Raw genomic sequence first — 25,047 nt, forward strand, 5'->3', positions numbered from 1 at the left:
AACTGAAGTGTTAGATTTATATCTTTTTAACAACCTAGCGCAAGCAAGGAGAATAACCGAAGAATGGTTAACGATTTATAACACCGAAAGGCCTCATGAAGCACTAAATAATATGACGCCGATCGAGTATAAAACATTAAAACAGGCAGCTTAATTTTCTACGTGAGTTGTGTATTAAGTTTGGGGTATTTACAAAAAGGTCTTTTAAAAGTAAAAAATTATCAGAGATAGAATTAGTTTAATTATTTTTGCAAAAACAAATTTCTATCTATAAAACTCTATTCTTAATAATTACATATTTGTACTATATCAGCAAGCAGTGTAATAAATTCAGAAACTGTGTTAGTTTCATCATCATCAAATGTTTTGTTGCTTATAAAGTCGATTTTAATTTACTGCCAGTGTTTGATTTGCTCTTCCGCTAATACTTCTATAAATTTCTGCTAATTTTAATAAATTTTCTTCAGTTTCACTTTCGTTTATATTAGGCAGTTTTTCTTGAGTATGATCGATAAATAGAGAAAGTGTAGGAAATTCTAAAGAGGGGATTTACAACGGTTAATTAATCACCAGACGGTATAGACTCCTGAATATTTTTTACAAAAATATAATTTAAAAAGTGAACAATTTTGTAACTATCTCATAGTTAATATAAAACTCACGTAAAAAATATGTTGCTTATTTTTATACTTTATGTTCAATGAAAGTCATATTATTCAGAACTCATAAGGTCTTTTGGTATTATAAATGGAATGTTCCAGATTGACGTTTGATATCAACATATAGCTTTCGGTAGGGTAAGTTCTTGTTATTTCGTTTGACTTATGTCTTAACTTTTCTTAAATTGTTTTTATAATTTAATTAAATAGCTGATGGTTTTACAGGATGCGTTTTTACTGGTTAAAGGGACAAAAAGTTTCAATTGGGCTTTCTTTAGTACGTTATAAATGGTTGAACCACCGACCATAAAACATTTAGCTAAATCGATAACGATTATTTTTTTATGACATAAACGCCATATTTCTTGTCTGTGATATGGCGTTAGTTTTGTTTTTTTATGTATTTTTATTACAGTAGTTTTTCGAATTACTTTAATCAACGTGAGTAATTCCTACATATAATTTATATTGCTAACTAAAAATCAATATTCATACTTAATTGGAATGTTCTACCTGGGGCAGTGAACATTTCTAAATATTTATAATTTGAAGTACTATATAATTTATTATTACTTAGGTAATCCCAATATTTTTGATCAGTAAGATTATAGATGCCAGCGCTTAATTTTATGTTTTTAGTTATATTTACATAACCAGTTAAATCAACAATGCTATGTCCTGCAATTCTAAAATAATTATCTGTTGAGTCTTCTATTGGCTTTCCTTCATTGTTGTATGTTTCACGGGTTGTACCTTGAGTTTTTTTGCCTTTTTGGAAGGTAACAGTTAAAGCTAAACCATAGTATTTATTTGGATCATCCCATATTAGACTAATAGTACTTTTTAATGGTGCAATTGTGTCCATCTCGATATATTTATCGCCTAAATAGCTTGATTTGGACTTACCTTGGTTATAGCCAATTACAAATCTTGTACTTAACCCGTTTACTGATTTAAACCATTTACCCATATTAAATTCACTGCTTAGTTCGGCACCGTAAATATAAGCTTTATCTCTGTTTTCGGATTGATAAACGATACGATTACCGGTTCCTACAAAATTCTTTTTATAACGAGAGTATGCAATGAAATTTTTATATTTATTATAGAAAGCAGCTGTTGATAATGTAATGCCTGTCGTTGGCTGTCCTTTTAAACCTAATTCAAAATTATCACTTATTTCTGTTTTGAGATTTGAATCACCAACAAGTACATACATCTGACTATGTGCTAAATAAGAACCATATAATTGATTTTGATTTGGCATTTGTGCGCCACGTCTATACTGCAAATAAGTAATAAAATTAGGATTAATATCATACATAAATGAAAACGACGGTAATATTTTAAAGTCACTATTACCATTGTATTGTTTCTTTAATTGACTAGAATTTATATTCGATAATGCCATATTTTCAAGATTACGCGGTTTAGTGTTTTGATATATCGCTCTAACACCAGGAACTAAATAGAAGTTTTGAGCATTGTTGATATGAAAGCTAATACGATCTTCAAAAAATCCACCTAAGTTATAACTACGGCTATCAGCTTGAGGCTTGGTGTAATCACCATCAGGAAATATTCTTCTATATTCTGATTTGGCCGATGTGTAAAATGGTGATTCATCTTTACTCCATTTTGCATTTAAACCAGCACTGATTTTTTGATTTTCGTAAATTTTTAATAGCGTTGTAATAAAGTTATAAGCCTTGGTGTTATAATGTGTTTGTGTGTTAAAAGATCTTCTAGATGTGTGTTTTAGGTTTGTGTTATCATAAACGTGGGTCTGTTGATAATTGAGTTGGCTAGTTAAGGTATCAATCCAGCTAATATTAGTTGGTTTCCACTGTTCTTTGATGGCTAGATTAAAACGATTATTTTTGCTTCTTTGCTGATCAAATGATTCAATTTTCTTCCCATATTTATCCCATGTAGCGTAATGTGCATTTTTGGTTTTGTTATTATAATCCGCTGTGGCATTGAGTACATGTTCATCGGTAATTTGCCAGCCAAAACCAGCTAATAGTGAATTTGAATGCCAGTTTTCTGGGTAAGCATTTATTGAATCACCATGATTGCGAGTTTGTTGTCCATCACGACGGCTTAACACAATAATTCCATTAAGGTAATCATCGCCTCCGGCCATAGTTAAACCTTGATGATAACTTCTATCAGAGCTGTCATAATTATTTTGCAAACCAAAATAGCTTGTTTTACCAGGATATAGATAGTAGCTGGCTGTTTTTGTTTGAAATGATACTGAGCCACCTAATGCATTGTTGGCATTACTCACGGATGTTGCACCTGATTGGATATCAACTCTGTTGTACATATAGGTATCAATATAATCTCGGCCAATGCCGTAAGTACCAAAACCAGCTCGACCTACAGAGTTGACGCGTCCTTGTGCGATGGGTAAGGGCATACCATTAATATCGATGGAAATTCGGTTAGCATCTAAACCACGAATGTTATAGCCAGTAAATCCACCGCGATCCCAACTACTTTTACCTCTGCCAGATCCTGAAATATTGCTAGGTGTAGAAATAAGAGGCTGATAGCGCATAAGTGTACCAAAATTGGTTCTGCCGTCGCGCCTTATATCTTGTTCAGATATTTCTGTATTGGTGCCAGGTATTTTGGTTGCTTCGTGTGCAGTGACTGTCATGATGTCATTGTATTTTTCATTGTCATTACTTTCTGCCGCGATTGCAGGCATGATTATGGACAAGCTTAAAGCTAATGTGCTAGTTTTTTTTAAATTAGTAAGATTAAGCATTTTATTCCTTTCAAACATAATAAATCCAATAATACACTTCAATTGCTTCGCTTAAAATTATTATTAATATAATCAATATATTATAAATAATCATCCCATGTTATTGAGGATAAAAATGTTGATAAAGTATTTGGCTAACTTCGTCAACTCTTGGGCCAATACCAAAAAGATAGCTATCGTCGATGGTTATAATGCGGTGATTTTTATAAGCTGATGTTTCAGTAATTCCTGCAATAGTGTTTAATTTTTCTATTCCTCCTAATTGTTCAATTGAGTTTTTATTTAATATAATAATTTCAGGGTTCATTGCAATTAACGATTCTGCAGTATAGTTTTTGTAGCTTGTATGTTTGGCAAGGTTTTCTCCTCCTGCAATGGTGATGAGAGCATCGGCGGTAGTGTTTTTACCTGCAACCGAATTTGTACCACCCATACTCATTAGAAAAAGGACTTTGGCTTTCTTAGAATGGTTGCTGATTTTTTCTTGGATTTGTGCCAAGTTGTTTTTTATTCTACTGATTAACTGTTTTCCTTCAGTTTGCTTATTCAATTTGTCAGCAATTTTTTCAATATTTAAATAAAGTAAATTAACAGTTCCAGGTATACGTTGTAGTGAAAGAACATCCACGTTAGCCTTAGCAACTTGACTAACTATGTTATCTGGCTCGACATCACTTAATGTAATAAATAGCGAGGGTTTTAGTGATAAGATTCCCTCAATATTTAATAATTTCCAATAGCCAATTTGGGGAAGTTGTTTTACTGCATCAGGATAGCTACTTGTTTTGTCTACGCCAACAACCTGATTACCTGCGCCGAGTGCAAAAACGATTTCAGTTAAAGAGCCACCAGATATAACAATTCTTTCATTAGCCAAGCTTAAATTAATAAGGCTGTTAAAGCAGAAAATGAATAAAAATAGACCTAATTTCGTAAAAAAATTTTTCTTCATTGTTTATTTCCTATTGTTAGTTATTTTTTAACCGAAACACTATAATGAAAATGATAACCATTATCAATAAAGTAACGATATTTATTTTTTATAACGATAAAATTTTAGTAGGATTACACATACTGTGTTGCTAATTTTAATTAGCAACAAATTTAGTCTATTGAGCTATTTTTATTGAGTAAAACATTATCAAATTTAACCGTAAAACTCTTTTCAATAATATCTATCTAAAAATATAATTAAAAATATCAATTTGTTATAAAAATAATAAATAAAAAACATTGCTAAATGATAATAATTATTATTTAATTATGCTGTTTATTTGTTCAAGATAATCTGTTATGAAATCATTAGATGTTAGCGTTTTTTATGCACAAAATGCAATTTTACCCTTTAAAGATCGCAGGGCAGTAATGCCTTTGCAAGCAAGTTTGCCTTTACCTTCACAAGAGGTTGCACAGCAATGGGAAATTATTCAAACAACAGCTTTAATCGGAAAAAAACGTTTGATTTATATTCATATTCCTTTTTGTAATATTCATTGTCAATTTTGTGGCTTTTATCAAAATTCATTAAGGAAGTTCAATACTGAAACCTATATTGATTATTTGTTGAAAGAAATATTGCTCGAAATTCATAATAAGGCGATGCAATCAGCTCCTATTCATGCCATTTATTTTGGTGGGGGTACGCCTTCAGCTTTGGCCACAGGGCAAATCGCGCAAGTAATTCGTTATTTTAAACAACATGCACCTTTGGCACCTGATTGTGAAATTACGGTAGAAGGACGCATCTCAGATTTTGATGATGAGCGTATTGATAGTTATATTGAAGCTGGTGCAAATCGCTTTTCGATTGGGGTGCAGACGTTTAATTCTGAAATTAGGCAACGATTAGGTCGTGAATCGACTGAAGCACAAATTATTAAGCGTTTTGAGCGTATTGCATTGCGTGATAGTGTTGCTTTGGTTTGTGATTTAATGTTTGGTTTACCTAATCAAACTACTCAAAAATGGCAAAGAGATTTAGACATTGCCAACGATTTACCATTGGATGGCGTTGATCTTTATTCCCTCAATTTATTGCCAACAACACCGTTAGCTAAAAGTGTTGAAAAAAAACGTATCGAAATCCCATCTGTCACCGATAAGTGCGATTTTTACCACCAAGGTGCGGAGTTTTTTGCTAAACAAGGCTGGGTTCATTTAACCAATGCGCATTGGGCGAAAACCAGTCGTGAACGAAATTTATATAATTTTTTAATCAAACAAGGTTCGAATTTTTTTGCTTTTGGATCTTGCGCAGGTGGGCGTTTAGGTGGTCAATCTTTTATGATTCATCGCGATTTAAGCCAATACTATACCCAGCTTGATCAAGGAAAAAAACCTATAATGATGTTAACGGGAAAACCATTGATTGGTGAATGGTTATATCAATTGCAAGCAGGTATTGAAAAAGGACGAGTTGATTTGAAAAAATTAACGCAACACTATCAATTGTTTGAACCTTTAATTGATCAATGGCATCAAGTGGGGCTTTTAAAAAATAAAGATTATTGCATGCTTTTAACACTATCGGGGCGTTTTTGGTCAAGCAATATGCTACAAGCTTTGCAGCAATTATTGTTACAACTCAATAATCCAGAATATATTGAATTACAAAAAAAAAAGAAACAAGCAAGACAATCAAATCATTGTCAACCTGCTATGCCTTATTCAGCTATTAATACAGCAAAACATCCACATAACATATAGTAATTGAAGGATATTATTATGGTAGATAAACAACCTCATTTAGCAAATTTAACTACTTATATGCAAACCAATCCAGAAGAATTATTAGAAAAAATTGCTCAAGATTATAACGTCACACTCACGCAAGTGATTCAAGCTTTACCTGATGCAAAAATTGTTGATGGTAGTAATTTTGATAATATTTGGAATGAAGTTATAACTTGGGGAAAGGTGCTGTTTTTAGTCCATACAGGTGATGTTATTGCTGAAATTTCTGGAGAATTACCACCAGGAAGTTATAGTCAAAAATACTTCAATTTACGCCATCAAAAAGGCTTAAGTGGGCATATAAAAGTAGAGCATTGTCAATACATTGCTTTTATTGAGCGTAAATTTATGAAAATGTCTACTGCATCAATTATATTTCTTAATCACATGGGGCAAGCAATGTTTAAAATTTTTGTTGGTCGTGATGAAAAACATCAACTAAAAGCAGACCAGTTAGAAAAGTTCAGAAAATTAGCTAAAAAAATTAATTAATTTTAATACGTTAAAATATGAAGACATTATTAATCTTTGATGTAAGCATTAAACTTGGAACGGGCTATCAAGTTTTGCAGTTAGCAAAGCAAACTTACCCTAATTGGCGTTATATTGTTTTGGTTCGTGATAATGATTTTTCTAAGCAGTTATCAAACCAAGGTATTGAAACTTATATTGGTGATGCAACTAATGCTTCTCTTGTTAAATCCTTGTGTGAGTTAGCGGGTTCAGATGCTACGATCGTGACAACCTTAGGAGGTCAAGCCGGGAACTATCAAGCACAACGTCTCATTATTGATTGCGCGGAGCAAACGGACATTAAACAGATGGTTTTAGTGACTTCGCTAGGGTGTGGCGATTCTTGGGCTACGTTATCAGCTAAAGCTAAACAAGCTTTTGGTCACGCCGTACGAGAAAAATCATTAGCCGAGCTTTGGTTGCAAACCAGTACGTTAAATTTTGTTATTTTAAGACAGGGTGGACTGAGTGATGGTGAGATGACTCAACATGCCGAATGCTATTATCAGCAAGAGATTCATGGTTTTATTTATCGCATTGATTTAGCAAAAATCATTATTGATAAAATTGTTGCGCTTATGGTGTGGTAGATCCTAGTTTAAAAATCTCTTATTGATTAAATGATATGAAGAAATCAACATAAAAAAGGGGCTAGAGTGTGCAAAATAATCGTCATTGTTCCAATGACCATCATTCATTATTATGGGGTTTAATAGGCATTCTTTTTGTGCTTATTCTACTTTCTGCTAATTGTGGTGCTTTAAATTTATCTATCAACAAGATAATTAATATGTCATTTGATGATCCGTTATGGAGTATTTGGCTTAATGTTCGAATGCCAAGAATTATGTTAGCAGTTGTGGTTGGTATGGCATTAGCTAGTTCTGGTGCGGTGATGCAAGGGCTGTTTAGAAATCCATTAGCTGATTCGGGTTTATTAGGCATCAGTAGTGGGGCGGCGTTAATGGTTGGGTTATCTATTTTGTTTCCAGCGATCTTTCCACCTATTATGATGCTTTACGGTAAAATAATAGCCGCTTTTTCTGGTAGCATTTTGATTTTTTTATTTATTTATATATATAGCCTAAACTTGCAATGTAACTTGGCAAAAATGGTTTTATTGGGCGTTGCTATTAATGCCATTATTGGCGCAATAATGGGATGCATAAGCTATATTGGTGATGAAATTCAATTAAGACAGATCTCATTATGGTCAATGGGAAATTTAGGTAATGGTTCTTGGGATTTAGTTCTTGTTGCAATATCGCTAATTATTCCGGTTTTGCTTTGTGTTTTTAAACTTTCCCATCAATTAAATATTCTTCAACTTGGCGATGAAGATGCGCATTATTTAGGCCTTAATGTGCAACGAGTAAAACGATATCTACTATTGCTTTGTGCTGTATTAATCGGTACTGCGGTCGCGGTTAGTGGCATAATTGCTTTTGTTGGTCTGGTTGTTCCCCATATGATTCGATTACAAATAGGTGCGAATCATCGTTGGCTGTTACCCACATCAGCGCTAGGAGGTGCTTGTTTATTACTACTTGCTGATACTTTGGCGCGAACTTTAGTTGCACCTACCGAAATTCCTGTTGGGCTTTTTACTAGCTTAATAGGTGGCCCTTATTTTCTATGGCTAATTTTAAGACATAAATAATAGATGGAATTTGATAATGTTAACTGCTGAACATTTAACTTTTTATGATGCAAGTCGCAAATTAATTAATGATGTATCTTTACACATAAAAATGGGTGAAATTACGATTATTATAGGGCCTAATGGTGCTGGTAAATCAACACTTTTGCGCTTATTAACAGGTTACGAAAAACCATTATCTGGAGAGTGTTATTTACTTAATAAGCCACTATCACAATGGTCAGAAAAAAAGTTATCTAAAGTTCGAACAGTGATGTTGCAACAAAGCCAGTTAACATTTCCTTTTAAAGTAAAAGAAGTTGTCGCTATGGGTCGTTCACCTTATGGTAAAGTTGATTTTAACCAAGCCCTACAAGAAACAATGTTGCAAACAGATTGTTTAAAATTTGCTGAGCGTGATTATCGTAGTTTATCGGGTGGAGAGCAACAGCGCGTGCAGTTAGCTAGAGTTTTAGCTCAATTATGGCAATCCGAACCGACTGAAAAATTACTTTTCTTAGATGAACCCACCTCAGCACTTGATTTATATTATCAACAACAGACCTTAAGATTGTTAAAACAACTTGCTCATAAGCAGAAATTGACAGTATGTTGTGTATTGCATGATCTTAATCTAGCAGCATTATATGCTGACAAAATCTTATTAATTAATCAAGGTGAAATTGTTGAACAAGGCACATCTAAAGACGTTTTGACAACAGATAATATTTATCGCTGGTATGGGGTTGAGTTGGGTATTTATCATCACCCAGATAATTGTTGTATCCCTCAAATTTATCTAATGCCTTAGGCAAAATAATTAAACGCTATTTGATAGCTCCAATTTAAACTAAATTAGGTATATAATTTGAAAAAACAATAAATGAGATCGGTGATGACTAATCAAAATAGTGTAAATTCTATTTCTGTTTCACATCTTTTAGAAGCTAATCCAGCTTTTTGTTGCCAGTTAGATGGTAAAGGTAAAGCGCTACCACTTAATGAACACAGTGAACCTTCAATTTCACAACCATTTTGGATTCATTTAGATTTTGCTAAACAAGAAACCATCAATTGGGTAAATAATACAAATCTAGTTCCAGATTTGATTAAAAATGAATTGCTAAAACCTAAGCAAATATCCAAGGAAATTCGTTTTGAGTCGGGTGTTTTAGTAGTTTTAAAAGGTGTTAATTTTGTTCCCAATGAGCTTCCCGATCCTATTGTTACCTTTCGTTTTTATATAACTGATAACATGATTATTTCAACACGGCATCAACAAATTTCGGCTATTGCTGAATTAAAAGATCATCTAGAAAAGGGAATTGGTCCTGTAGATGTGGCGGATTGGTTGATTCAAATGTCTGATTTAATTAGTGATCAAGTTAATTTATCTTTTGATAGTGTTCACAATAAAATCATTAAGTTAGAGGAATCGGTTTTAAACCAACGTATTTTTTCTTATAAAGAGATCGGTCGCGTTCGTAAACAGTTGATCGTCTTACGCCGATTGTTATCACCACAACGCGATATTTTTGTAAAAATTTCGACTGAAAGAATATCGTGGATTGACGATAACGATCGCCAACGCTTGCATGATATTTCCTATCAACAAAATCATTATGTATCCGATATTGATAGCTGTTTATTAAGAATAGCTTCAATTATGGAACAAATTAATAGCTTCTTGGCTGAATCAACCAATAAAAGAATCTATTTAATGTCACTCTTTACCATAATTTTTACACCCATTACGTTTTTAACCAGTTTGCTTGGTGTCAATTTAGCCGGCATTCCTTTTAGTAGCGAAGGTTGGTCTTTTGTTGGGTTGATATTACTGCTTGTTATTATTTGTGTTATTTCAGTTATTTGGCTTAAATATAAAAAATGGTGGTAATTGGGCTAATCTTTTTTGTAAAAAACGAATAACCGTTTATAATTTTGGTATTTTTTATGAATAATTGTTGTTATGCGATCTAATCAGCCCTATCGTTTATTTATTGCCGAAAAGCCCAGCTTAGCAAGGGCTATCGCTGACGTATTACCTAAACCTCATCAAAAAGGTAATGGTTTTATTAAAGCAAGTAATGGTGATGTGGTTAGTTGGTGTATTGGTCATCTCCTTGAGCAAGCTACACCAGAAGTTTATGATCCTCGATATAAAAAATGGGTGATTAATGATTTACCCATAGTGCCTGAAAAATGGATATTAATGCCTAAAGGCAATACAGAAAAACAATTTAATATTTTAGTAAATTTGATTAAGTCAGCAGAGCAGATAGTACATGCTGGTGACCCAGATAGGGAAGGGCAGTTGCTAGTAGATGAAGTTTTAAATTATTGTCAATTATCACCAGATAAACGCAAAGCAATTCAACGCTGTTTAATTAGCGATTTGAATGCTAGCGCGGTTGAAAAATCATTGCAACAATTACGTAACAATCAAGATTTTATTCCTTTATCAACCTCGGCATTAGCAAGAGCTCGAGCCGATTGGCTATATGGCATTAATATGAGTCGTCTTTGTACCATTGTTGGTCAAAAAAACGGTTATCGAGGTGTTTTATCAATTGGGCGAGTACAAACCCCTATTTTAGGGTTAGTGGTTAGACGAGATTTAGAGATAGCGCAATTTGCACCTAAACCATTTTATGAAGTTTTTGCAGTGCTACAAACCAAAAATAATGAAATTTTCAAAGCCAAATGGCAACCTAGCGAAGCTTGCGCGCCTTACCAGGATGAAGAAGGGCGTGTTTTAGTTAAAAAATTGGCCGAAAATGTTTGTCAGCGTATTAATAATCAATCAGGAACAATTGATAAAGTTAGCAATAAAAAGAAAGAACTTGCGCCACCAATGCCATTTAATTTATCGGCACTGCAAATTGAGATGGCTAAAAAAAATGGGCTGAGCGCTCAAGATGTGCTTGATATTTGTCAATCGTTATATGAAAAACACAAATTAATTACCTATCCAAGATCAGACTGTCGCTTTTTGCCTGAAGAACACTTGAAACAAATTATAGGTGTAAAGTCTGCCATTGAAAATAATTGCCCAGAATTGCAAACCGCAATTAGTAATGCTAATTATACTTTACGCACTAAAGCTTGGAATGATAAAAAAGTAGAGGCGCACCACGCTATTATTCCGACGTTGCGTAAAGCTAAAATGGAAAACTTAACTGATAATGAAAAGGCGGTTTATCAAGTTGTGGCAACGCAATATTTAGCTCAATTTTATCCAGCATATAAATATGCTGAATTGCAAATTGATGTTGATATCCAAGGTGGAAAATTTATTTCTAAAGCTAACCAAATGCTTGATGAAGGTTGGAAGGTTTTATTTAGAACTAAAAACTTTCAAGCTCAAACCGATATTGATGATAATGAAAGTAATGGTTTATTAACTAAATTAGTTAAAAAGGGCGAAACAGTGCAATGTATTGATACTGAACTGGTTAGCAAAGAAACCCAACCACCAAGGCCATTTACCGATGCAACATTGTTGTCTGCGATGACAGGGATTGCCAGATTTGTTAAAGATCCCGAAATTAAAAAAATACTACGCGAAACAGATGGTTTAGGTACAGAAGCAACAAGGGCAAGTATTATAGAATTGTTATTTAAACGTCAATTTTTAACTCGTCAAGGCAAAGCAATTCGCTCAACCGAGGTAGGTAAAAATCTGATTTTATCACTACCAGATATAATGTCGATGCCAGATATTACTGCCCATTGGGAATTGCAATTAAATGAAATTAGCAAAAAAGAGTTTTCGTATCAACAATTTATGCATCAACTTAATTTATCACTGTTAGATCTTGTTAATCAGTTAAAAAATGCAAGATTGAATATTCAAGGTTAATCTCCATATAATAAATAGGATGAACAGTAGTAATACTGTTCATCCTATTTATTAATATAATCATATTACAGACTAGCTGAATAATAATTTTAAATTTGTTGACGATTTTGTTATTTTTTTTGCTCGGTTGTTTCTTCTAAAATATCGGTGTTCAATCTATTTTTCTCTTTGGTTATTTTGGCTAACTCATTATTTGCTCTTTGTAAAAAGTTCTTATCTTTTAGAATTGAAAAATAGGTTTTTAGACGTTTAATTGGTTCTATAGCAAAACGAAATAGAGCTATAATTATGATAAAGCTTGTCAAAATAGCAATAATAACATTAATTATCCAAGGTGAGCTCACGGCCGTAATAACGTTAGATAGCAACATAATTAATGCGACAATAAATGCAATACCACTAAATACAACTTCTTTAATTAAATAGGGCTTAAGTGGTGTAATACGATTTTGTGTAATTTTAAAGTAGTGCGTTAATAAGTCTAATTGAGTGAGTTCAATAAGATTATGAGCATCAGCATTTACTAGTGAAATAGCGATACTTTCTTTATCGATATTACCAGCTTGATAAAAACAGACTTTTTCCCAAATTAGTTTCTTTTTTATATTATTTAAATAATCTATTTGATATTTGGGTTGAGGTGTTTTCCCTAAAATATCGGCATATTTAATAATATTATCAAAATAGTCATTTTGAGTACGTTTTTTTAAAATAAATATGGCAAAAGAAAGTACAAAAATAATTACCAAATTGAACCAATTATCATGGAGTAATTCAGATAGTTCCATTTTAAATATTCACGTTAATTAATAGTGCAGTAATTGTATCTTATATTAGGTAGTAGGGGTATCTGTTCTAAATGAAAATGAAGATAAAAGCGCCGATAAGTGCTGTTTTTCAACAACTGTGTTTCTTTTTTTGTTAGATGGGTTGACTTCTTCATCCTAAAGGCGTATAAAGAGCCCGCCTTTTGAGCTTTTCTTCCTTTTTTAGCTATTTGGAAGTTAAAAACGAGGGTGAAGGGAAGTTGAAATATAAAGTGAAGAGTTCAATTTACAGGAGAAATATGGACACTCAATCGGGTCACCCCAAGACTAGGGGAGACAAATTTAAACACATCATTATCGGTTAATGAACCTGTCTAAATAACCATTTTTTCAGTTCACAAACCGAAATTGATAAAACGGTAACGGTGAACGATATGTATTTTTTTACACGCTATCACACAAATTCAAAACACCAATGCGCGCAAAGTTTAATGGTGCGTGTTTTACATCTTTCAGAAAAACATTTAGAACCACCGAGTTGTATCTAAATTCTTAATTAATTCTGTTGCTAATTAAATTTAATGCTAAGCCCAAGCTATACAAAATAGCTTTACAGGCTAATTTTGCTATGCACTAAATTTTAGCTAATCACAAAATTTAATTATTTATTGTTATTTAGTAACAATAAGTTGGCCTACTTTTGCCAAAATTATGAATATAGGTACTTATGATGACAAAAAATACATCAAAAACTAAAGCACAAAATAGTGTGGATATTAAAGCTATCAACGAAGCCCAAAGTAGTCTTGATAGTATTTTAGCTAAATTTCAATCTAGCCTTTCAGGATTAACACAAGAAAGTGCAAAGTCGAGAATTGAAACATATGGAAAAAATGAAGTCGCACGCGAAAAGGTACCATCAGTTTTAATACAACTATTAATGGCGTTTAATAATCCATTTATATTTGTATTATTAGCGTTAGCTATTGTCAGTTTTGTGACTGATTTTTGGTTACCTTTGCAAAATGGTGAAGAGACAGATTTAACCAGTATTATCATTATTCTAACTATGGTATCACTGAGTGGATTATTGCGTTTTTGGCAGGAATTTAGATCGAACAAAGCGGCTGAAGCGTTAAAATCGATGATTCGCACAACAGCAACGGTGCTAAGACGTGCGCATAAAGATATGAGCCCAGAACGTATTGAGATTCCATTAAGTGAAATTGTTCCTGGAGATATTGTTTACTTGTCGGCTGGAGACATGATCCCGGCAGATATTCGATTGATTGAATCTCGGGATTTATTTGTTAGCCAAGCTGTATTAACAGGCGAATCGATTCCTGTTGAAAAGTACGACACATTAGGTGCTGTAACACAAAAAACATCCGATAATATTGAAACATCAAACATCAACAAAGATAATTTGCTTGATGTTAATAACATTTGTTACATGGGAACAAACGTTGTTAGTGGAACCGCCACAGCCATTGTTGTTGCAACAGGGGGGGATACTCATTTTGGCTCATTGGCAAAATCAATTGTAGGATCTCGTGCTGAAACTTCGTTTGATCGTGGTGTTAATAGCGTTAGTTGGTTGCTTATTCGATTTATGCTAATTATGGTGCCAATTGTATTTTTTATTAATGGTTTTTCAAAAAATGATTGGGGCGATGCTGCGCTTTTTGCATTAGCCGTGGCCGTTGGCTTGACGCCAGAAATGTTACCAATGATTGTGAGCGCTAATCTAGCAAAAGGCGCTGTTGGTATGGCAAAACGTAAAGTGGTTGTTAAAAGGCTCAACGCAATCCAAAATTTTGGGGCGATGGATATTTTATGCACTGACAAAACGGGGACATTAACACAAGATAAAATCATTTTAGAGCATCACCTTGATATAAAAGGTCAAGTCGATTCATCTGTTTTGGAACTTGCATGGCTTAACAGTTATTATCAAAGCGGTATGAAAAACTTAATGGATAAAGCGATTATTCGTTTTGCCGAAGAAAAGACCAGTATGAAAAAGGTTGGTGTTAGCTTATATAAAAAAATTGATGAATTACCATTTGATTTTGTACGCCGACGTTTATCGGTGGTAGTACAAAATGGTGATGATAACCATTTGATGATTTGTAAAGGCGCAGTTGAAGAAATGCTGTCTATTGCTAGTTACGTTTATGAAAATGGCGAATATTTACCATTAAATGATGAACGTAAACAAGCCTTGATCGCATTAGCACATGAATATAATAAAGAAGGCTTTAGAGTGTTAGCCGTTGGCGTAAAAAATATTCCGGCAAGTGAAACAAAACCACAATACACCGTGCAGGACGAAACTGCGCTCGCCATTCGTGGCTTTTTAACTTTTTTAGATCCACCAAAAGAAAGCGCATTCGAAGCTATTTCAGCATTGAATGAGCATGGTGTGGGAGTTAAAGTTTTAACCGGTGATAACGAAATCATCACTATTAAAGTTTGTCGAGAAGTTGGTTTAGAACCTGGCACGCCATTACTTGGCACTGAAATTGAAAAAATGGATGATGCCGAGCTAAAAAAACAGATCGAACAGCACACTATTTTTGCGAAATTAACACCGTTGCAAAAATCGCGAATTATTCGATTGTTGCAAGATAATGGGCATACTGTTGGTTTTTTAGGCGATGGTATTAACGATGCACCAGCACTTCGCGATGCCGATGTAGGGATTTCGGTAGATACTGCAACCGACATCGCTAAAGAATCTGCTGATATTATTTTACTTGAAAAAAGCCTAATGGTTTTAGAAGAAGGTGTAATATGTGGCCGCGAGACCTTTGGCAATATCATGAAATATCTAAACATGACAGCAAGTTCTAATTTTGGCAATATTTTTTCAGTATTGGTTGCTAGTGCGTTTCTACCATTTTTACCTATGCTAGCGATACATTTACTTATTCAAAACTTATTGTATGATATTTCACAACTCTCATTGCCATGGGACAAAATGGACAATGAATTTTTACAAAAACCACGTAAATGGAATGCGTTGAACATTAGACGTTTTATGATTTGGATTGGACCCACATCGTCTATTTTTGATATCACAACTTACGCATTAATGTGGTTTGTATTTAGTGCTAATAGTGTTGAAGCTCAATCACTATTTCATTCAGGATGGTTTATTGAAGGGTTATTATCGCAAACTTTGGTTGTGCACATGCTAAGAACACAAAAAATTCCATTTGTGCAAAGCACGGCGGCATTTCCTGTTATTGTGATGACTTTGTTAGTTATGGCTATTGGTATTTATATTCCGTTTTCTCCACTAAGTGGGTTAATTGGACTACAACCATTACCTTGGTCATACTTTCCATGGCTTTTAGCAACCCTATTTAGCTATTGCTGCGTTGCACAATTAATGAAACGTATCTATATCAAACGTTTTGGACAATGGTTTTAATTAACTAATAATAGCTAAGTGATACTGATATCGCTTAGCTAATTTAAGAAGTATGTATTCAAAAAATACTAAAAATCAAAATATTAAATATAAAATAATAACAAAGGAAATAATCTATGAAAACACCACATAAAAATTTAATTATGCTAATCAAAAGCCGAAAACAAAAAAAAGCTCAAGCACAATTAACTAATTGAATATAAAATAATTAGCGCAAGAATTTTAAGTTAACACATAATAAAAAACCCCAATTATTGGGGTTTTTGTTTAATCGTTTATTATTTTAAAATAAAACGATTAATTAAAATAATTACAAATTATAGGTAATTAAAAGTTTAGCTAATTTCAGACGCTTTTTTTAAAATTTCATGAATTTCGTCTTTAATTTTAAGTTTCTGTTTTTTCAATGCCTCTATCGTTTCAGCGGTATTGACAATAATTCCAGATTCAATGTTTTTAATTTTTTGGTCGAGCTCATTATGTTGGGCGAACAATTTTTGAAAACGTAGATCGGTATTTTTTAATTTAGAAATTAATTCTCGATATTCTGGAAACATAGTGCCTCCTTATATGGGTTAGATAAAATAATAACAATAGCAGCTATTGCTAATTCAGAATACAATATTATTTGTAGCTTTAATAGAAAAATTGTTTTAATGGCTAAATATATTTTTATAACAAAACTATTTTAATTACAAAGTAAAAAATAAAAAGGGAGTTATTCCATGAGTGAGTCGATTGTAATTGCCAAAAGTCATGGCAAAGATTTATCAATTATATCAGCATTAGCTAATCGCCATGGTTTAATTACTGGCGCAACTGGTACAGGTAAAACAGTGACATTACAAAGAATGGCAGAAGGTTTTTCAAAAATAGGTGTACCTGTCTTTCTTGCTGATGTTAAAGGTGACCTAACTGGGATTGGTGAAAAAGGCATATTAACTGAAAAACTACAAGCTCGTTTAGCGAGTATTGAAGTTGATAATTGGCAACCAGACTTGTCACCGATTGAATTATGGGATGTTTTTGCTGAAAAAGGGATCCCCGTTCGTAGCACTGTGTCAGATATAGGGCCTATTTTGCTTGGTCAGTTACTCGATTTAAATAACGTTCAAGCAGGGGTTTTACAGTTAGTATTTAAAATTGCTGATGATAATGGTTTATTATTAATTGATTTTAAAGATCTTCGAGCATTAATACAATTTGTTGGTGATAACGCTAAAAAATTTACCACACAATATGGAAACATTTCATTATCGTCAATTGGCGCAATTCAACGTGGATTGTTAACTCTAGAACAACAAGGTGCCGAATTTTTCCTTGGTGAACCAATGCTTAACATTCAAGATTTAATCCAAGTTAATCCTGAAGGTTACGGTATAATTAACATCTTATCGGCCGAAAAGTTATATAACTCTCCAAAATTATATTCAGTCTTTTTATTATGGTTATTGTCAGAACTTTTTGAACACTTGCCAGAAGTAGGTGATCTTGATAAGCCTAAATTTGTCTTCTTTTTTGACGAAGCTCACTTACTTTTTAATGACATTTCGCCTGCATTATTAGCAAAAATAGAACAAGTGGTGCGTTTAATTCGCTCTAAAGGGGTAGGAATTTATTTTTCTTCTCAGAATCCGAGTGATATTCCTGATACAGTTTTAGGGCAATTAGGTAATCGGGTGCAACATGCCTTACGTGCATTTACCCCAAAAGATCAAAAAGCTGTAAAAACGGCCGCCCAAACTATGCGTGCCAATCCAAGTTTTGATACTGAAAAAGCAATAATGGAATTAGGCGTTGGCGAAGCACTTATATCGTTTTTAGATGAAAAAGGTCGCCCAAACATGGTTGAACGCGGTTATATTATTGCACCGCGTTCAAAAATGGGGCCAATGTCGCCAGAAGATCAATCAACTATTATTCGCCAATCTTGTTTTTACAACAAATACGCACAAACCATAGATCGACAATCCGCTTATGAAATACTGAAAAATGGATTTTCTTTAAATAACCAATCCGATCAAAACAGCAATGGTAGCGATACAAAAATAGACGATGATAAAAATAATATACAAAATAATGGTGGATTGCTAAATTTTTTAAGCACATTCCTTTTTGGTACTAAGGGGTCAAGAGGTGGACAACACGATGGTATCACCCAAAAAATAGCCAAAAGCGCAATAAGGCAAGTTGTTAATCAAATCGGCAAACAGATCACCCGCGGTATATTAGGTGGTTTAAAAAAATAACCAAAACGAAGTTATTACTTAAAAAGTCAGCAAAATAGGAGTATTTTAATGTTAAAAATGTTCATAGAATGGTATAAAAAACGCTTTAGCGATCCGCATGTTGTTTCGCTAATGGCTGTTATTGTTGGCTTATTTATTATTATCTATTTTTTCAATAAAATTCTTCTACCGGTTTTAATTGCGATTGTACTATCTTATTTACTTGATAGACCGGTTAACTATCTACATAAAAAAAACATACCAAGAACACTGGCAGTTGTAATGGTGTTACTGCTTTTTTTAATGATTGTATTAGTCGGATTTATGATTTTATTACCATTAATTTGGCAACAAAGCATTAGCTTAATCACTAATATTCCAAACATGTTGAATTTTGCAAACAACTTTTTAACCACCTTGCCTGAACACTACCCTGAACTAATTGATGTTGGCTTATTCGACTCGGTTATCCAAGGTATTACCAACAAAGTTGTGCAAACAGGCAATTCGTTATTGCAATTTTCCATCGTGTCTTTATTAGGACTTGTTTCTATTGCAATTAATGCGGTATTAATACCAATAATGATGTTTTTTCTTTTAAAAGACAAAGCAAAAATATGGGGATATTGCTCAAAAATTTTACCCAAAAATCGAACAATTCTAGACAAAGTTGCCACTGAAATGGATATGCAAATATCTAATTATATAGTAGGCAACGTGCTACATATTATTATGTTAACCATTTTTATCTATATTCCTTTTTGGTACTTTGGTTTAGATTATGGACTTTTATTAGCCGTTTTTGTTGGATTATCTGTATTAGTGCCCTATGTTGGTATTATTATTTCAAGTATTCCAGTTATATTAATTGCGCTATTTCAATGGGGATTAAGCGCACAATTTGGTTATTTGTTATTTTTCTATGTCCTAATACAAGCATTAGACGGTAATTTATTAGTACCTTGCTTATTTTCGGAAAAGCTGAATTTGCATCCATTAGTAATTATTTTAGCTGTAATTGTTTTTGGTGGTTTATGGGGATTTTGGGGAATATTTTTTGCAATACCTTTAGCAACATTGGTTAAAGCAATCATAAATGCATGGCCAAAACCAGACGAATTAAATAATTCCAATATCAAAGTAAAAGCAGATTAATGGTTAGGTTAATCTGCTTTTAATCAAAACTATTCTATTTACTGTGTGTTTTAAGATAATTTAAAACTACTTCGTGATGGTTGGCTGTTTTGAAATCATTAAACACTTTTTCTATTTTACCGTCTTCGCCAATTAAAAAGCTTATACGGTGAATTCCATCATAGGTTTTACCCATAAACTCTTTTTCGCCCCATGTACCAAATACTTGGGCAACTTCGTGATTTTCGTCAGAAAGAAGTGTAAAATTTAATAGCTCCTTTTCAATAAATCTAGATAATTTTTCTGGTTTATCAGTACTAATACCTAGAATCACCACATTGTACTTTGTAAACTCATCTGAGAAATCACGCAAATTACATGCTTGCACAGTACAACCAGGCGTCATCGCTTTTGGGTAAAAATAAATTAAAACACGTTTGCCTTTAAAATCATTCAAGCTTACTAGCTCTCCATCTTGATCTGGCAACGAAAATTGTGGTGCTTTTTCACCTTCTTTAAGTGGATTAACCATATAATTATTACCTATTTTAATAGTTTAATATTTTTATTGGAAATATAAAAAGTGTAATACATTTAAACTAAGTTATTAAAAAAACGGCTTGCTGCGTCAATGGTGTGATTGATCTCTTTGTCTGTGTGTTTCAGTGACATGAAACCAGCTTCGAAAGCTGACGGTGCAAAATAAACACCTTCAGTTAACATATAATGATAGAATTTTTTGAATAATTCAATATCACACTGCATCACATCTTGATAACTGGTTACTTCAGAAGCAGTTGTAAAGAACAATCCAAACATACCACCTACAAAATTCACTACTAATGGCACATTATGCTTTTTAGCTACCGACAATAAACCATCGGCAAGTGATGTAGTTTTAGCTTCTAACTCCTGATAGATTCCAACTTCCATTAATTTGGATAACGTTGTGTAACCCGCTGCCATTGCAACGGGGTTACCTGAAAGAGTTCCAGCTTGGTATATTGGACCAGTTGGTGCTAATTGCATCATAATATCCGCACGACCACCAAACGCTCCAACAGGCATACCACCACCAATAATTTTACCTAAACAAGTTAAATCGGGCACAACATCATAATAATCTTGAGCTCCGCCAAGAGCGACTCTAAAGCCCGTCATAACTTCGTCAATGATCAATAACGCACCAAACTTATCGCAAAGTGCTCGTAAACCGTGTAAAAACTCTTTTTTTGCTGGCACGCAATTCATATTGCCAGCAACTGGTTCAATAATGATGGCGGAAATTTGGTCGGGATATTGTTCAAATTGTTTTTTGACCGATTCTAAATTGTTATAATCACAAACTAAGGTATGTTTAACAAAATCATCAGGTACACCCGGTGAAGTTGGGTGTCCAAAAGTAAGAGCACCAGACCCCGCTTTAACTAACAAATAATCAGCATGACCGTGATAACAGCCTTCAAATTTAATAATCTTATCACGTCCAGTAAAACCACGTGCAACACGGATGGCACTCATGGTCGCTTCAGTTCCCGAATTTACCATACGCACCATTTCAATTGAAGGCATTAATTGCGTGACTAAATTAGCAACTTTGGTTTCAATTTCGGTTGGTGCACCATAACTCAAACCGTTATGAACAGCGTTAATTACCGCATTGGCTACATCGGGATCATTGTGCCCAAGGATCATCGGTCCCCAAGAACCAACATAATCAATGTAGGCTCTTTCGTCCACATCATAAATATACGCACCGTTTGCACGCTCAATAAATAAAGGTGAGCCACCAACGCCGTTAAAGGCACGAACAGGTGAATTTACGCCACCAGGCATAACTGATTGAGCCTGATGGTAAAGCTTTTCTGATTTGAAATTGTTTAGCATAATCGAGATAATCTCTCTAGAAAATTTTGTTGTATTTATTCATAAAATCAAAATAAATTCAAGCTAGCTATGAGAAATTTATTCAATAGAAGTTTTCTATTTTGTATTTTCATTTGGCAAAGGTATATAATACAAAGATCAATATATTAGGAGAAGAATATGAGCGATGCTTTACCGATTAACTTTACTGATGCTGCAGCCAACAAAGTTAAATCATTAGTTACTGAAGAAGAGAACCCAAACCTAAAATTAAGGGTGTATATAACAGGCGGTGGTTGTAGTGGATTTCAGTATGGTTTTACTTTCGATGAAAAAGTAAACGAAGATGACTTAGCTATTGAAAAAAATGGTGTATCTTTAGTTATCGATCCCATGAGCTTACAATATCTAGTTGGTGGTACCATCGATTATGTAGAAGGTTTACAAGGCTCTCGGTTTGTGGTTGATAATCCCAATGCAACAACAACATGTGGTTGCGGTTCATCTTTCAGTGTTTAAGCCATATTTAAGTTTTAAAAATACCAATAACGTTATGGTAAGATAATAAACCATAACTTTAACTTTTATAGAAAGATTAATAAAAGCCATAAAAAGTGACAAACATTGAGCAGTTAAACAATAATTTTTAATTTTTAGTTGACGGCAAAATTAAGATGGGTAAAATGCACTGCATTCGAAACGCAGTTACCTTTTGGTAATAAGTTTTGAGCCCGGGTGGTGAAATCGGTAGACACAAGGGATTTAAAATCCCTCGGCCTTTTTGGCCGTGCGAGTTCAAGTCTCGCCCCGGGCACCACTAACAAACAACTCTCATGCGGGAATAGCTCAGTTGGTAGAGCACGACCTTGCCAAGGTCGGGGTCGCGAGTTCGAACCTCGTTTCCCGCTCCAATATAACTTCCAGTATAGTCCGTTAAAGTCCGCAAAACTTAGAATTTGCAAGTGATTTAACGGTTTTACTTTCCAGTATAGAACAGAATAATCCAGAGTCATCCAAGAGAATTTAGTCCAAAAATCAGTCCAAAAACGGAATGAGTTTTTTTGGACTAGTCCAAAAAATGTGTTATCGTGATAATGTATTTTTTGAACAGTTTGTCTAAATATTGACTAGCTATCCTTACGTTCATCAATAACATAAGGAGTTTATCATGGCTGTACTTACTGAGTATAAAATTAAAGCGGCAAAATCTAAAGTTAAGGAATATACTCTAAAAGATGGTAATGGGTTATTTCTAAATATTCATCCCAATGGTTCAAAGTATTGGCTGTTTCGTTTTTCTTGGAACGGTAAACAGACCCGAATGTCGTTCGGCACCTATCCAAAGGTAGATATAAAACAAGCCCGTTATCTATGTGAACAAGCCAATTTTAAATTGTTAAGCAACATCGATCCACGCTTAAAAGAAAATCCAACTATTGAGCCCGTAGAGGAAGCGGTTGATGAAGAGCAAAAATGCACTTTTGCTCAATTTGCGCTGCATTGGCTTGAGTTTAAACTAAAGAAGTTAAACTCAAAACCCTCTAAAGATAAAAAGAATAACGGACGCGGTAGTACCGAGATTCAAATTCGCCGAGCTTTCACTAATGATATTTTCCCTGTCTTAAAAGACAAATCATTACAATCGGTGACAAGAAAGGATTTGTTGTTGATTATGCGCAGAGTTGAGGAGCGTGGCGCTTTATCGGTAGCTGAAAAAATACGGTGTTGGCTTAGTGAGATTTTTCGTTATGCGGTTGTGACAGAAGGGTTAGAGATTAATCCAGCAGCGGATTTAGATATCGCAACGCTGCCTTATCGTCGCAATAATCGTTATCCTTTTATCGACGTAAGCGAAATACCTGAATTACTCGTTAAGCTATCCACTTACCAAGGCAGCCGATTAACCGTATTGGGGTTACGATTATTATTGCTGACAGGTGTCAGAACCGGAGAGCTACGTTTTTCTGAAGCCTGGCTGTTTGATTTAAAAAATGCGCTGTGGCGTATTCCAGCCTCCGATGTGAAACAGTTACAACAAGTCATTGAAAAAGTGGATAACCGGGTGCCCGATTACATCGTTCCCTTATCACGACAAGCTTTAGCTATTGTTAAAGAGTTATTGTCTTATCATATGAAAGGACAACGCTATTTAATCTCACATCGAACAGATCCCCTTGAAGCTATCAGTGAAAATACACTGAATCAAGCGTTGAAAAATATGGGGTTCAAACGACGTTTATGTACTCACGGTATCAGGCATACCATTTCAACGGCATTAAATGATTTTAAATATGATAAAGATTTTGTGGAAGCGCAATTATCCCATGCCGATACTAATAAAGTAAGAGGCACTTATAATCATGCCCAGTATATTGAGCCACGCCGCGAAATGATGCAAGAATGGGCAGATAGACTTGATAAGTGGCAACAAGAAGCCCTAGATAAACTATCTAATCAATAACCCATAAAATAAGGGTGCTTTTAGCGCACCTTTTTTATTTGATCAACAAAGCAGATCAATCGTATTTTTATTGATCTGTTTAAACAATTTTTATATCTCGCCATAGTTTGTTATAACAAAAAGAAAACCATGAGCTTTCACTATGCCTAATGTCGAAGTTATTCGTTCAGTTTTACTTATCAAGGAGTGTATAGCTATCACTCACGCGACCTTAAATACGCAACATCTCATTCAACGTGAGTTATTATTTTATGTTTTGGGTGAAAAGCAAAGAGAATTGGCAATGGTATTAAGTCTTCCCACAACAAAGGATGATTGATTTCATTCACGTAAAGTGGTGCATTGATGTGTTAGCGGAGGTCGATCCATTTAACTCATTTTGTGTGCTATTTCAATTTTTTTACACTAAAATCGATTGAAATTCGCAGTTTATACTGTATATTTATCCATATTTGTTTTTTACCACGATAATTAGAAAAACAGTGGTGATGTTCTCTACTTTAGTTTTTTAGGAGTATTTTCTTGCACAAATCAGGTTGTATTGTGCTTGGCCGTGTTGACGTTTCTATTTTAAATCAGTTGCCGTTAGTGGAGACACCTGTTAGAGCTGGTTTCCCCTCGCCTGCGGATGATTATTTGGAAGCTAAACTGGATTTAACTGAGCATTTAGTCAAACACCCTAGCGCGACGTATTATATTAAAGCGATGGGTGATTCAATGGTCGATTACGGTATTTTTATTGGTGATCTGCTGATCGTTGATCGTTCTTTAACCCCACAGGTATTGCGTGTTTGGCTAAATTTTCCTTGCCTTTTATAATAATAGGTTCTCCAGAATCAGTAGTCCAAAGTCCCGCGTTACCATCGTTAGTAAATAGCTCATGTCTGTTCAAGCGTGCAGAACCTTTAGTTTCCATATATTGTTTTACTACATCATAATTACTCATTATTAATACCCTGTTAAGTAG

General features: G+C 34.0%; 20 protein-coding genes, 2 tRNA genes and 1 pseudogene. 16 read left to right on the forward strand and 7 right to left on the reverse strand.

From position 1 onward, the window contains the following. A partial coding sequence (locus A9G43_RS09035; RefSeq protein WP_141674060.1) for an integrase core domain-containing protein occupies positions 1-154 on the forward strand: 154 nt, incomplete at its 5' end. A gap of 980 nt (positions 155-1,134) precedes the next feature. On the opposite strand, the gene A9G43_RS09045 is transcribed toward A9G43_RS09035, so the two are convergent. Further along, complete coding sequence (locus A9G43_RS09045) at positions 1,135-3,456, reverse strand: TonB-dependent receptor domain-containing protein (protein WP_065608457.1); 2,322 nt, start codon at positions 3,454-3,456, stop codon at positions 1,135-1,137. Positions 3,457-3,538: 82 nt separating this feature from the next. Beyond that, positions 3,539-4,390: a heme/hemin ABC transporter substrate-binding protein gene (locus A9G43_RS09050; RefSeq protein WP_065608459.1), complete on the reverse strand. Its 852-nt coding sequence runs from the start codon at positions 4,388-4,390 to the stop codon at positions 3,539-3,541. A gap of 341 nt (positions 4,391-4,731) precedes the next feature. Between A9G43_RS09050 and hutW the strand changes: the two genes are divergently transcribed. The 7 genes from hutW (at position 4,732) to A9G43_RS09085 (ending at position 12,185) form a co-directional block, all read left to right on the forward strand. Further along, positions 4,732-6,144: a heme anaerobic degradation radical SAM methyltransferase ChuW/HutW gene (gene hutW, locus A9G43_RS09055; RefSeq protein WP_065608461.1), complete on the forward strand. Its 1,413-nt coding sequence runs from the start codon at positions 4,732-4,734 to the stop codon at positions 6,142-6,144. A gap of 18 nt (positions 6,145-6,162) precedes the next feature. Then, the gene (gene hutX, locus A9G43_RS09060) at positions 6,163-6,663 is read left to right on the forward strand and encodes a heme utilization cystosolic carrier protein HutX (RefSeq protein ID WP_065608463.1); all 501 of its coding nucleotides are present in this window, start codon (positions 6,163-6,165) and stop codon (positions 6,661-6,663) included. 17 nt (positions 6,664-6,680) lie between these two features. Further along, positions 6,681-7,274 (forward strand): NAD(P)H-binding protein, encoded by a 594-nt coding sequence (locus A9G43_RS09065; RefSeq protein WP_081298100.1) that lies wholly within the window; start codon positions 6,681-6,683, stop codon positions 7,272-7,274. A gap of 68 nt (positions 7,275-7,342) precedes the next feature. Further along, positions 7,343-8,344 (forward strand): FecCD family ABC transporter permease, encoded by a 1,002-nt coding sequence (locus tag A9G43_RS09070; protein WP_065608465.1) that lies wholly within the window; start codon positions 7,343-7,345, stop codon positions 8,342-8,344. Between the two features lie 16 nt (positions 8,345-8,360). Beyond that, positions 8,361-9,134, forward strand: a complete 774-nt coding sequence (locus A9G43_RS09075) for a heme ABC transporter ATP-binding protein (RefSeq protein ID WP_065608467.1) — start codon at positions 8,361-8,363, stop codon at positions 9,132-9,134. 84 nt (positions 9,135-9,218) lie between these two features. After that, positions 9,219-10,220, forward strand: coding sequence for a zinc transporter ZntB (zntB, locus tag A9G43_RS09080; RefSeq protein WP_176701722.1), 1,002 nt, complete (start codon positions 9,219-9,221; stop codon positions 10,218-10,220). A gap of 72 nt (positions 10,221-10,292) precedes the next feature. Then, complete coding sequence (locus A9G43_RS09085) at positions 10,293-12,185, forward strand: DNA topoisomerase III (protein WP_065608469.1); 1,893 nt, start codon at positions 10,293-10,295, stop codon at positions 12,183-12,185. A 110-nt stretch (positions 12,186-12,295) separates the two neighbouring features. On the opposite strand, the gene A9G43_RS09090 is transcribed toward A9G43_RS09085, so the two are convergent. Next, complete coding sequence (locus tag A9G43_RS09090; protein WP_065559946.1) at positions 12,296-12,973, reverse strand: hypothetical protein; 678 nt, start codon at positions 12,971-12,973, stop codon at positions 12,296-12,298. Positions 12,974-13,682: 709 nt separating this feature from the next. Between A9G43_RS09090 and mgtA the strand changes: the two genes are divergently transcribed. Further along, a complete protein-coding gene (gene mgtA / locus A9G43_RS09095; protein ID WP_065559945.1) occupies positions 13,683-16,391 on the forward strand; it encodes a magnesium-translocating P-type ATPase in 2,709 nt (902 codons plus the stop codon). A gap of 335 nt (positions 16,392-16,726) precedes the next feature. Here mgtA and A9G43_RS09100 read toward each other — a convergent pair whose 3' ends face one another. Next, positions 16,727-16,948, reverse strand: a complete 222-nt coding sequence (locus A9G43_RS09100; RefSeq protein WP_065608471.1) for a YdcH family protein — start codon at positions 16,946-16,948, stop codon at positions 16,727-16,729. A gap of 168 nt (positions 16,949-17,116) precedes the next feature. Here A9G43_RS09100 and A9G43_RS09105 point away from each other — a divergent pair, with 168 nt between their 5' ends. Together A9G43_RS09105 and A9G43_RS09110 are read left to right on the forward strand one after the other, a co-directional pair. Beyond that, on the forward strand, positions 17,117-18,640 hold the full coding sequence (locus A9G43_RS09105) for a helicase HerA-like C-terminal domain-containing protein (protein WP_065608473.1): 1,524 nt from the start codon (positions 17,117-17,119) through the stop codon (positions 18,638-18,640). 48 nt (positions 18,641-18,688) lie between these two features. Further along, the gene (locus tag A9G43_RS09110) at positions 18,689-19,774 is read left to right on the forward strand and encodes an AI-2E family transporter (protein ID WP_065608475.1); all 1,086 of its coding nucleotides are present in this window, start codon (positions 18,689-18,691) and stop codon (positions 19,772-19,774) included. Between the two features lie 34 nt (positions 19,775-19,808). On the opposite strand, the gene bcp is transcribed toward A9G43_RS09110, so the two are convergent. Next, positions 19,809-20,285, reverse strand: coding sequence for a thioredoxin-dependent thiol peroxidase (gene bcp, locus A9G43_RS09115; RefSeq protein ID WP_065608477.1), 477 nt, complete (start codon positions 20,283-20,285; stop codon positions 19,809-19,811). A gap of 62 nt (positions 20,286-20,347) precedes the next feature. After that, positions 20,348-21,640 carry a glutamate-1-semialdehyde 2,1-aminomutase gene (gene hemL, locus A9G43_RS09120; protein ID WP_065608479.1) on the reverse strand — a complete coding sequence of 431 codons (1,293 nt, stop codon included), beginning with the start codon at positions 21,638-21,640 and terminating at the stop codon, positions 20,348-20,350. Positions 21,641-21,799: 159 nt separating this feature from the next. Here hemL and erpA point away from each other — a divergent pair, with 159 nt between their 5' ends. The 5 genes from erpA to A9G43_RS11065 all read left to right on the forward strand — a co-directional run bounded on the left by erpA (position 21,800) and on the right by A9G43_RS11065 (position 24,899). Next, positions 21,800-22,138, forward strand: a complete 339-nt coding sequence (gene erpA / locus A9G43_RS09125; protein ID WP_034914816.1) for an iron-sulfur cluster insertion protein ErpA — start codon at positions 21,800-21,802, stop codon at positions 22,136-22,138. 210 nt (positions 22,139-22,348) lie between these two features. Further along, positions 22,349-22,436, forward strand: a tRNA-Leu gene (locus tag A9G43_RS09130). 18 nt (positions 22,437-22,454) lie between these two features. Continuing rightward, a tRNA-Gly gene (locus A9G43_RS09135) sits at positions 22,455-22,530 on the forward strand. 257 nt (positions 22,531-22,787) lie between these two features. Continuing rightward, complete coding sequence (locus tag A9G43_RS09140) at positions 22,788-24,080, forward strand: tyrosine-type recombinase/integrase (protein ID WP_065608480.1); 1,293 nt, start codon at positions 22,788-22,790, stop codon at positions 24,078-24,080. A 588-nt stretch (positions 24,081-24,668) separates the two neighbouring features. Next, a complete protein-coding gene (locus tag A9G43_RS11065) occupies positions 24,669-24,899 on the forward strand; it encodes a S24 family peptidase (RefSeq protein WP_255308775.1) in 231 nt (76 codons plus the stop codon). Here A9G43_RS11065 and A9G43_RS11420 read toward each other — a convergent pair. Beyond that, positions 24,862-25,026, reverse strand: a pseudogene (locus A9G43_RS11420) (PhzA/PhzB family protein); the annotation flags it as partial. The gene A9G43_RS11065 and the pseudogene A9G43_RS11420 overlap by 38 nt on opposite strands. Positions 25,027-25,047 lie beyond the last annotated feature (21 nt).

This window comes from Gilliamella sp. Occ3-1 (assembly GCF_001690655.1).
Taxonomy (GTDB): domain Bacteria; phylum Pseudomonadota; class Gammaproteobacteria; order Enterobacterales; family Orbaceae; genus Gilliamella; species Gilliamella apicola_P.

What these genes read in the sequence shown, in the direction of transcription:
- A9G43_RS09045 (WP_065608457.1), bottom strand. Translation starts at nt 3,456, where the DNA reads ATGTTTGAAAGGAATAAAATGCTTAATCTTACTAATTTAAAAAAAACT.
- A9G43_RS09050 (WP_065608459.1), bottom strand. Translation starts at nt 4,390, where the DNA reads ATGAAGAAAAATTTTTTTACGAAATTAGGTCTATTTTTATTCATTTTC.
- hutW (WP_065608461.1), top strand. Translation starts at nt 4,732, where the DNA reads ATGAAATCATTAGATGTTAGCGTTTTTTATGCACAAAATGCAATTTTA.
- hutX (WP_065608463.1), top strand. Translation starts at nt 6,163, where the DNA reads ATGGTAGATAAACAACCTCATTTAGCAAATTTAACTACTTATATGCAA.
- A9G43_RS09065 (WP_081298100.1), top strand. Translation starts at nt 6,681, where the DNA reads ATGAAGACATTATTAATCTTTGATGTAAGCATTAAACTTGGAACGGGC.
- A9G43_RS09075 (WP_065608467.1), top strand. Translation starts at nt 8,361, where the DNA reads ATGTTAACTGCTGAACATTTAACTTTTTATGATGCAAGTCGCAAATTA.
- zntB (WP_176701722.1), top strand. Translation starts at nt 9,219, where the DNA reads ATGACTAATCAAAATAGTGTAAATTCTATTTCTGTTTCACATCTTTTA.
- A9G43_RS09085 (WP_065608469.1), top strand. Translation starts at nt 10,293, where the DNA reads ATGCGATCTAATCAGCCCTATCGTTTATTTATTGCCGAAAAGCCCAGC.
- A9G43_RS09090 (WP_065559946.1), bottom strand. Translation starts at nt 12,973, where the DNA reads ATGGAACTATCTGAATTACTCCATGATAATTGGTTCAATTTGGTAATT.
- mgtA (WP_065559945.1), top strand. Translation starts at nt 13,683, where the DNA reads ATGACAAAAAATACATCAAAAACTAAAGCACAAAATAGTGTGGATATT.
- A9G43_RS09100 (WP_065608471.1), bottom strand. Translation starts at nt 16,948, where the DNA reads ATGTTTCCAGAATATCGAGAATTAATTTCTAAATTAAAAAATACCGAT.
- A9G43_RS09105 (WP_065608473.1), top strand. Translation starts at nt 17,117, where the DNA reads ATGAGTGAGTCGATTGTAATTGCCAAAAGTCATGGCAAAGATTTATCA.
- A9G43_RS09110 (WP_065608475.1), top strand. Translation starts at nt 18,689, where the DNA reads ATGTTAAAAATGTTCATAGAATGGTATAAAAAACGCTTTAGCGATCCG.
- bcp (WP_065608477.1), bottom strand. Translation starts at nt 20,285, where the DNA reads ATGGTTAATCCACTTAAAGAAGGTGAAAAAGCACCACAATTTTCGTTG.
- hemL (WP_065608479.1), bottom strand. Translation starts at nt 21,640, where the DNA reads ATGCTAAACAATTTCAAATCAGAAAAGCTTTACCATCAGGCTCAATCA.
- erpA (WP_034914816.1), top strand. Translation starts at nt 21,800, where the DNA reads ATGAGCGATGCTTTACCGATTAACTTTACTGATGCTGCAGCCAACAAA.
- A9G43_RS09140 (WP_065608480.1), top strand. Translation starts at nt 22,788, where the DNA reads ATGGCTGTACTTACTGAGTATAAAATTAAAGCGGCAAAATCTAAAGTT.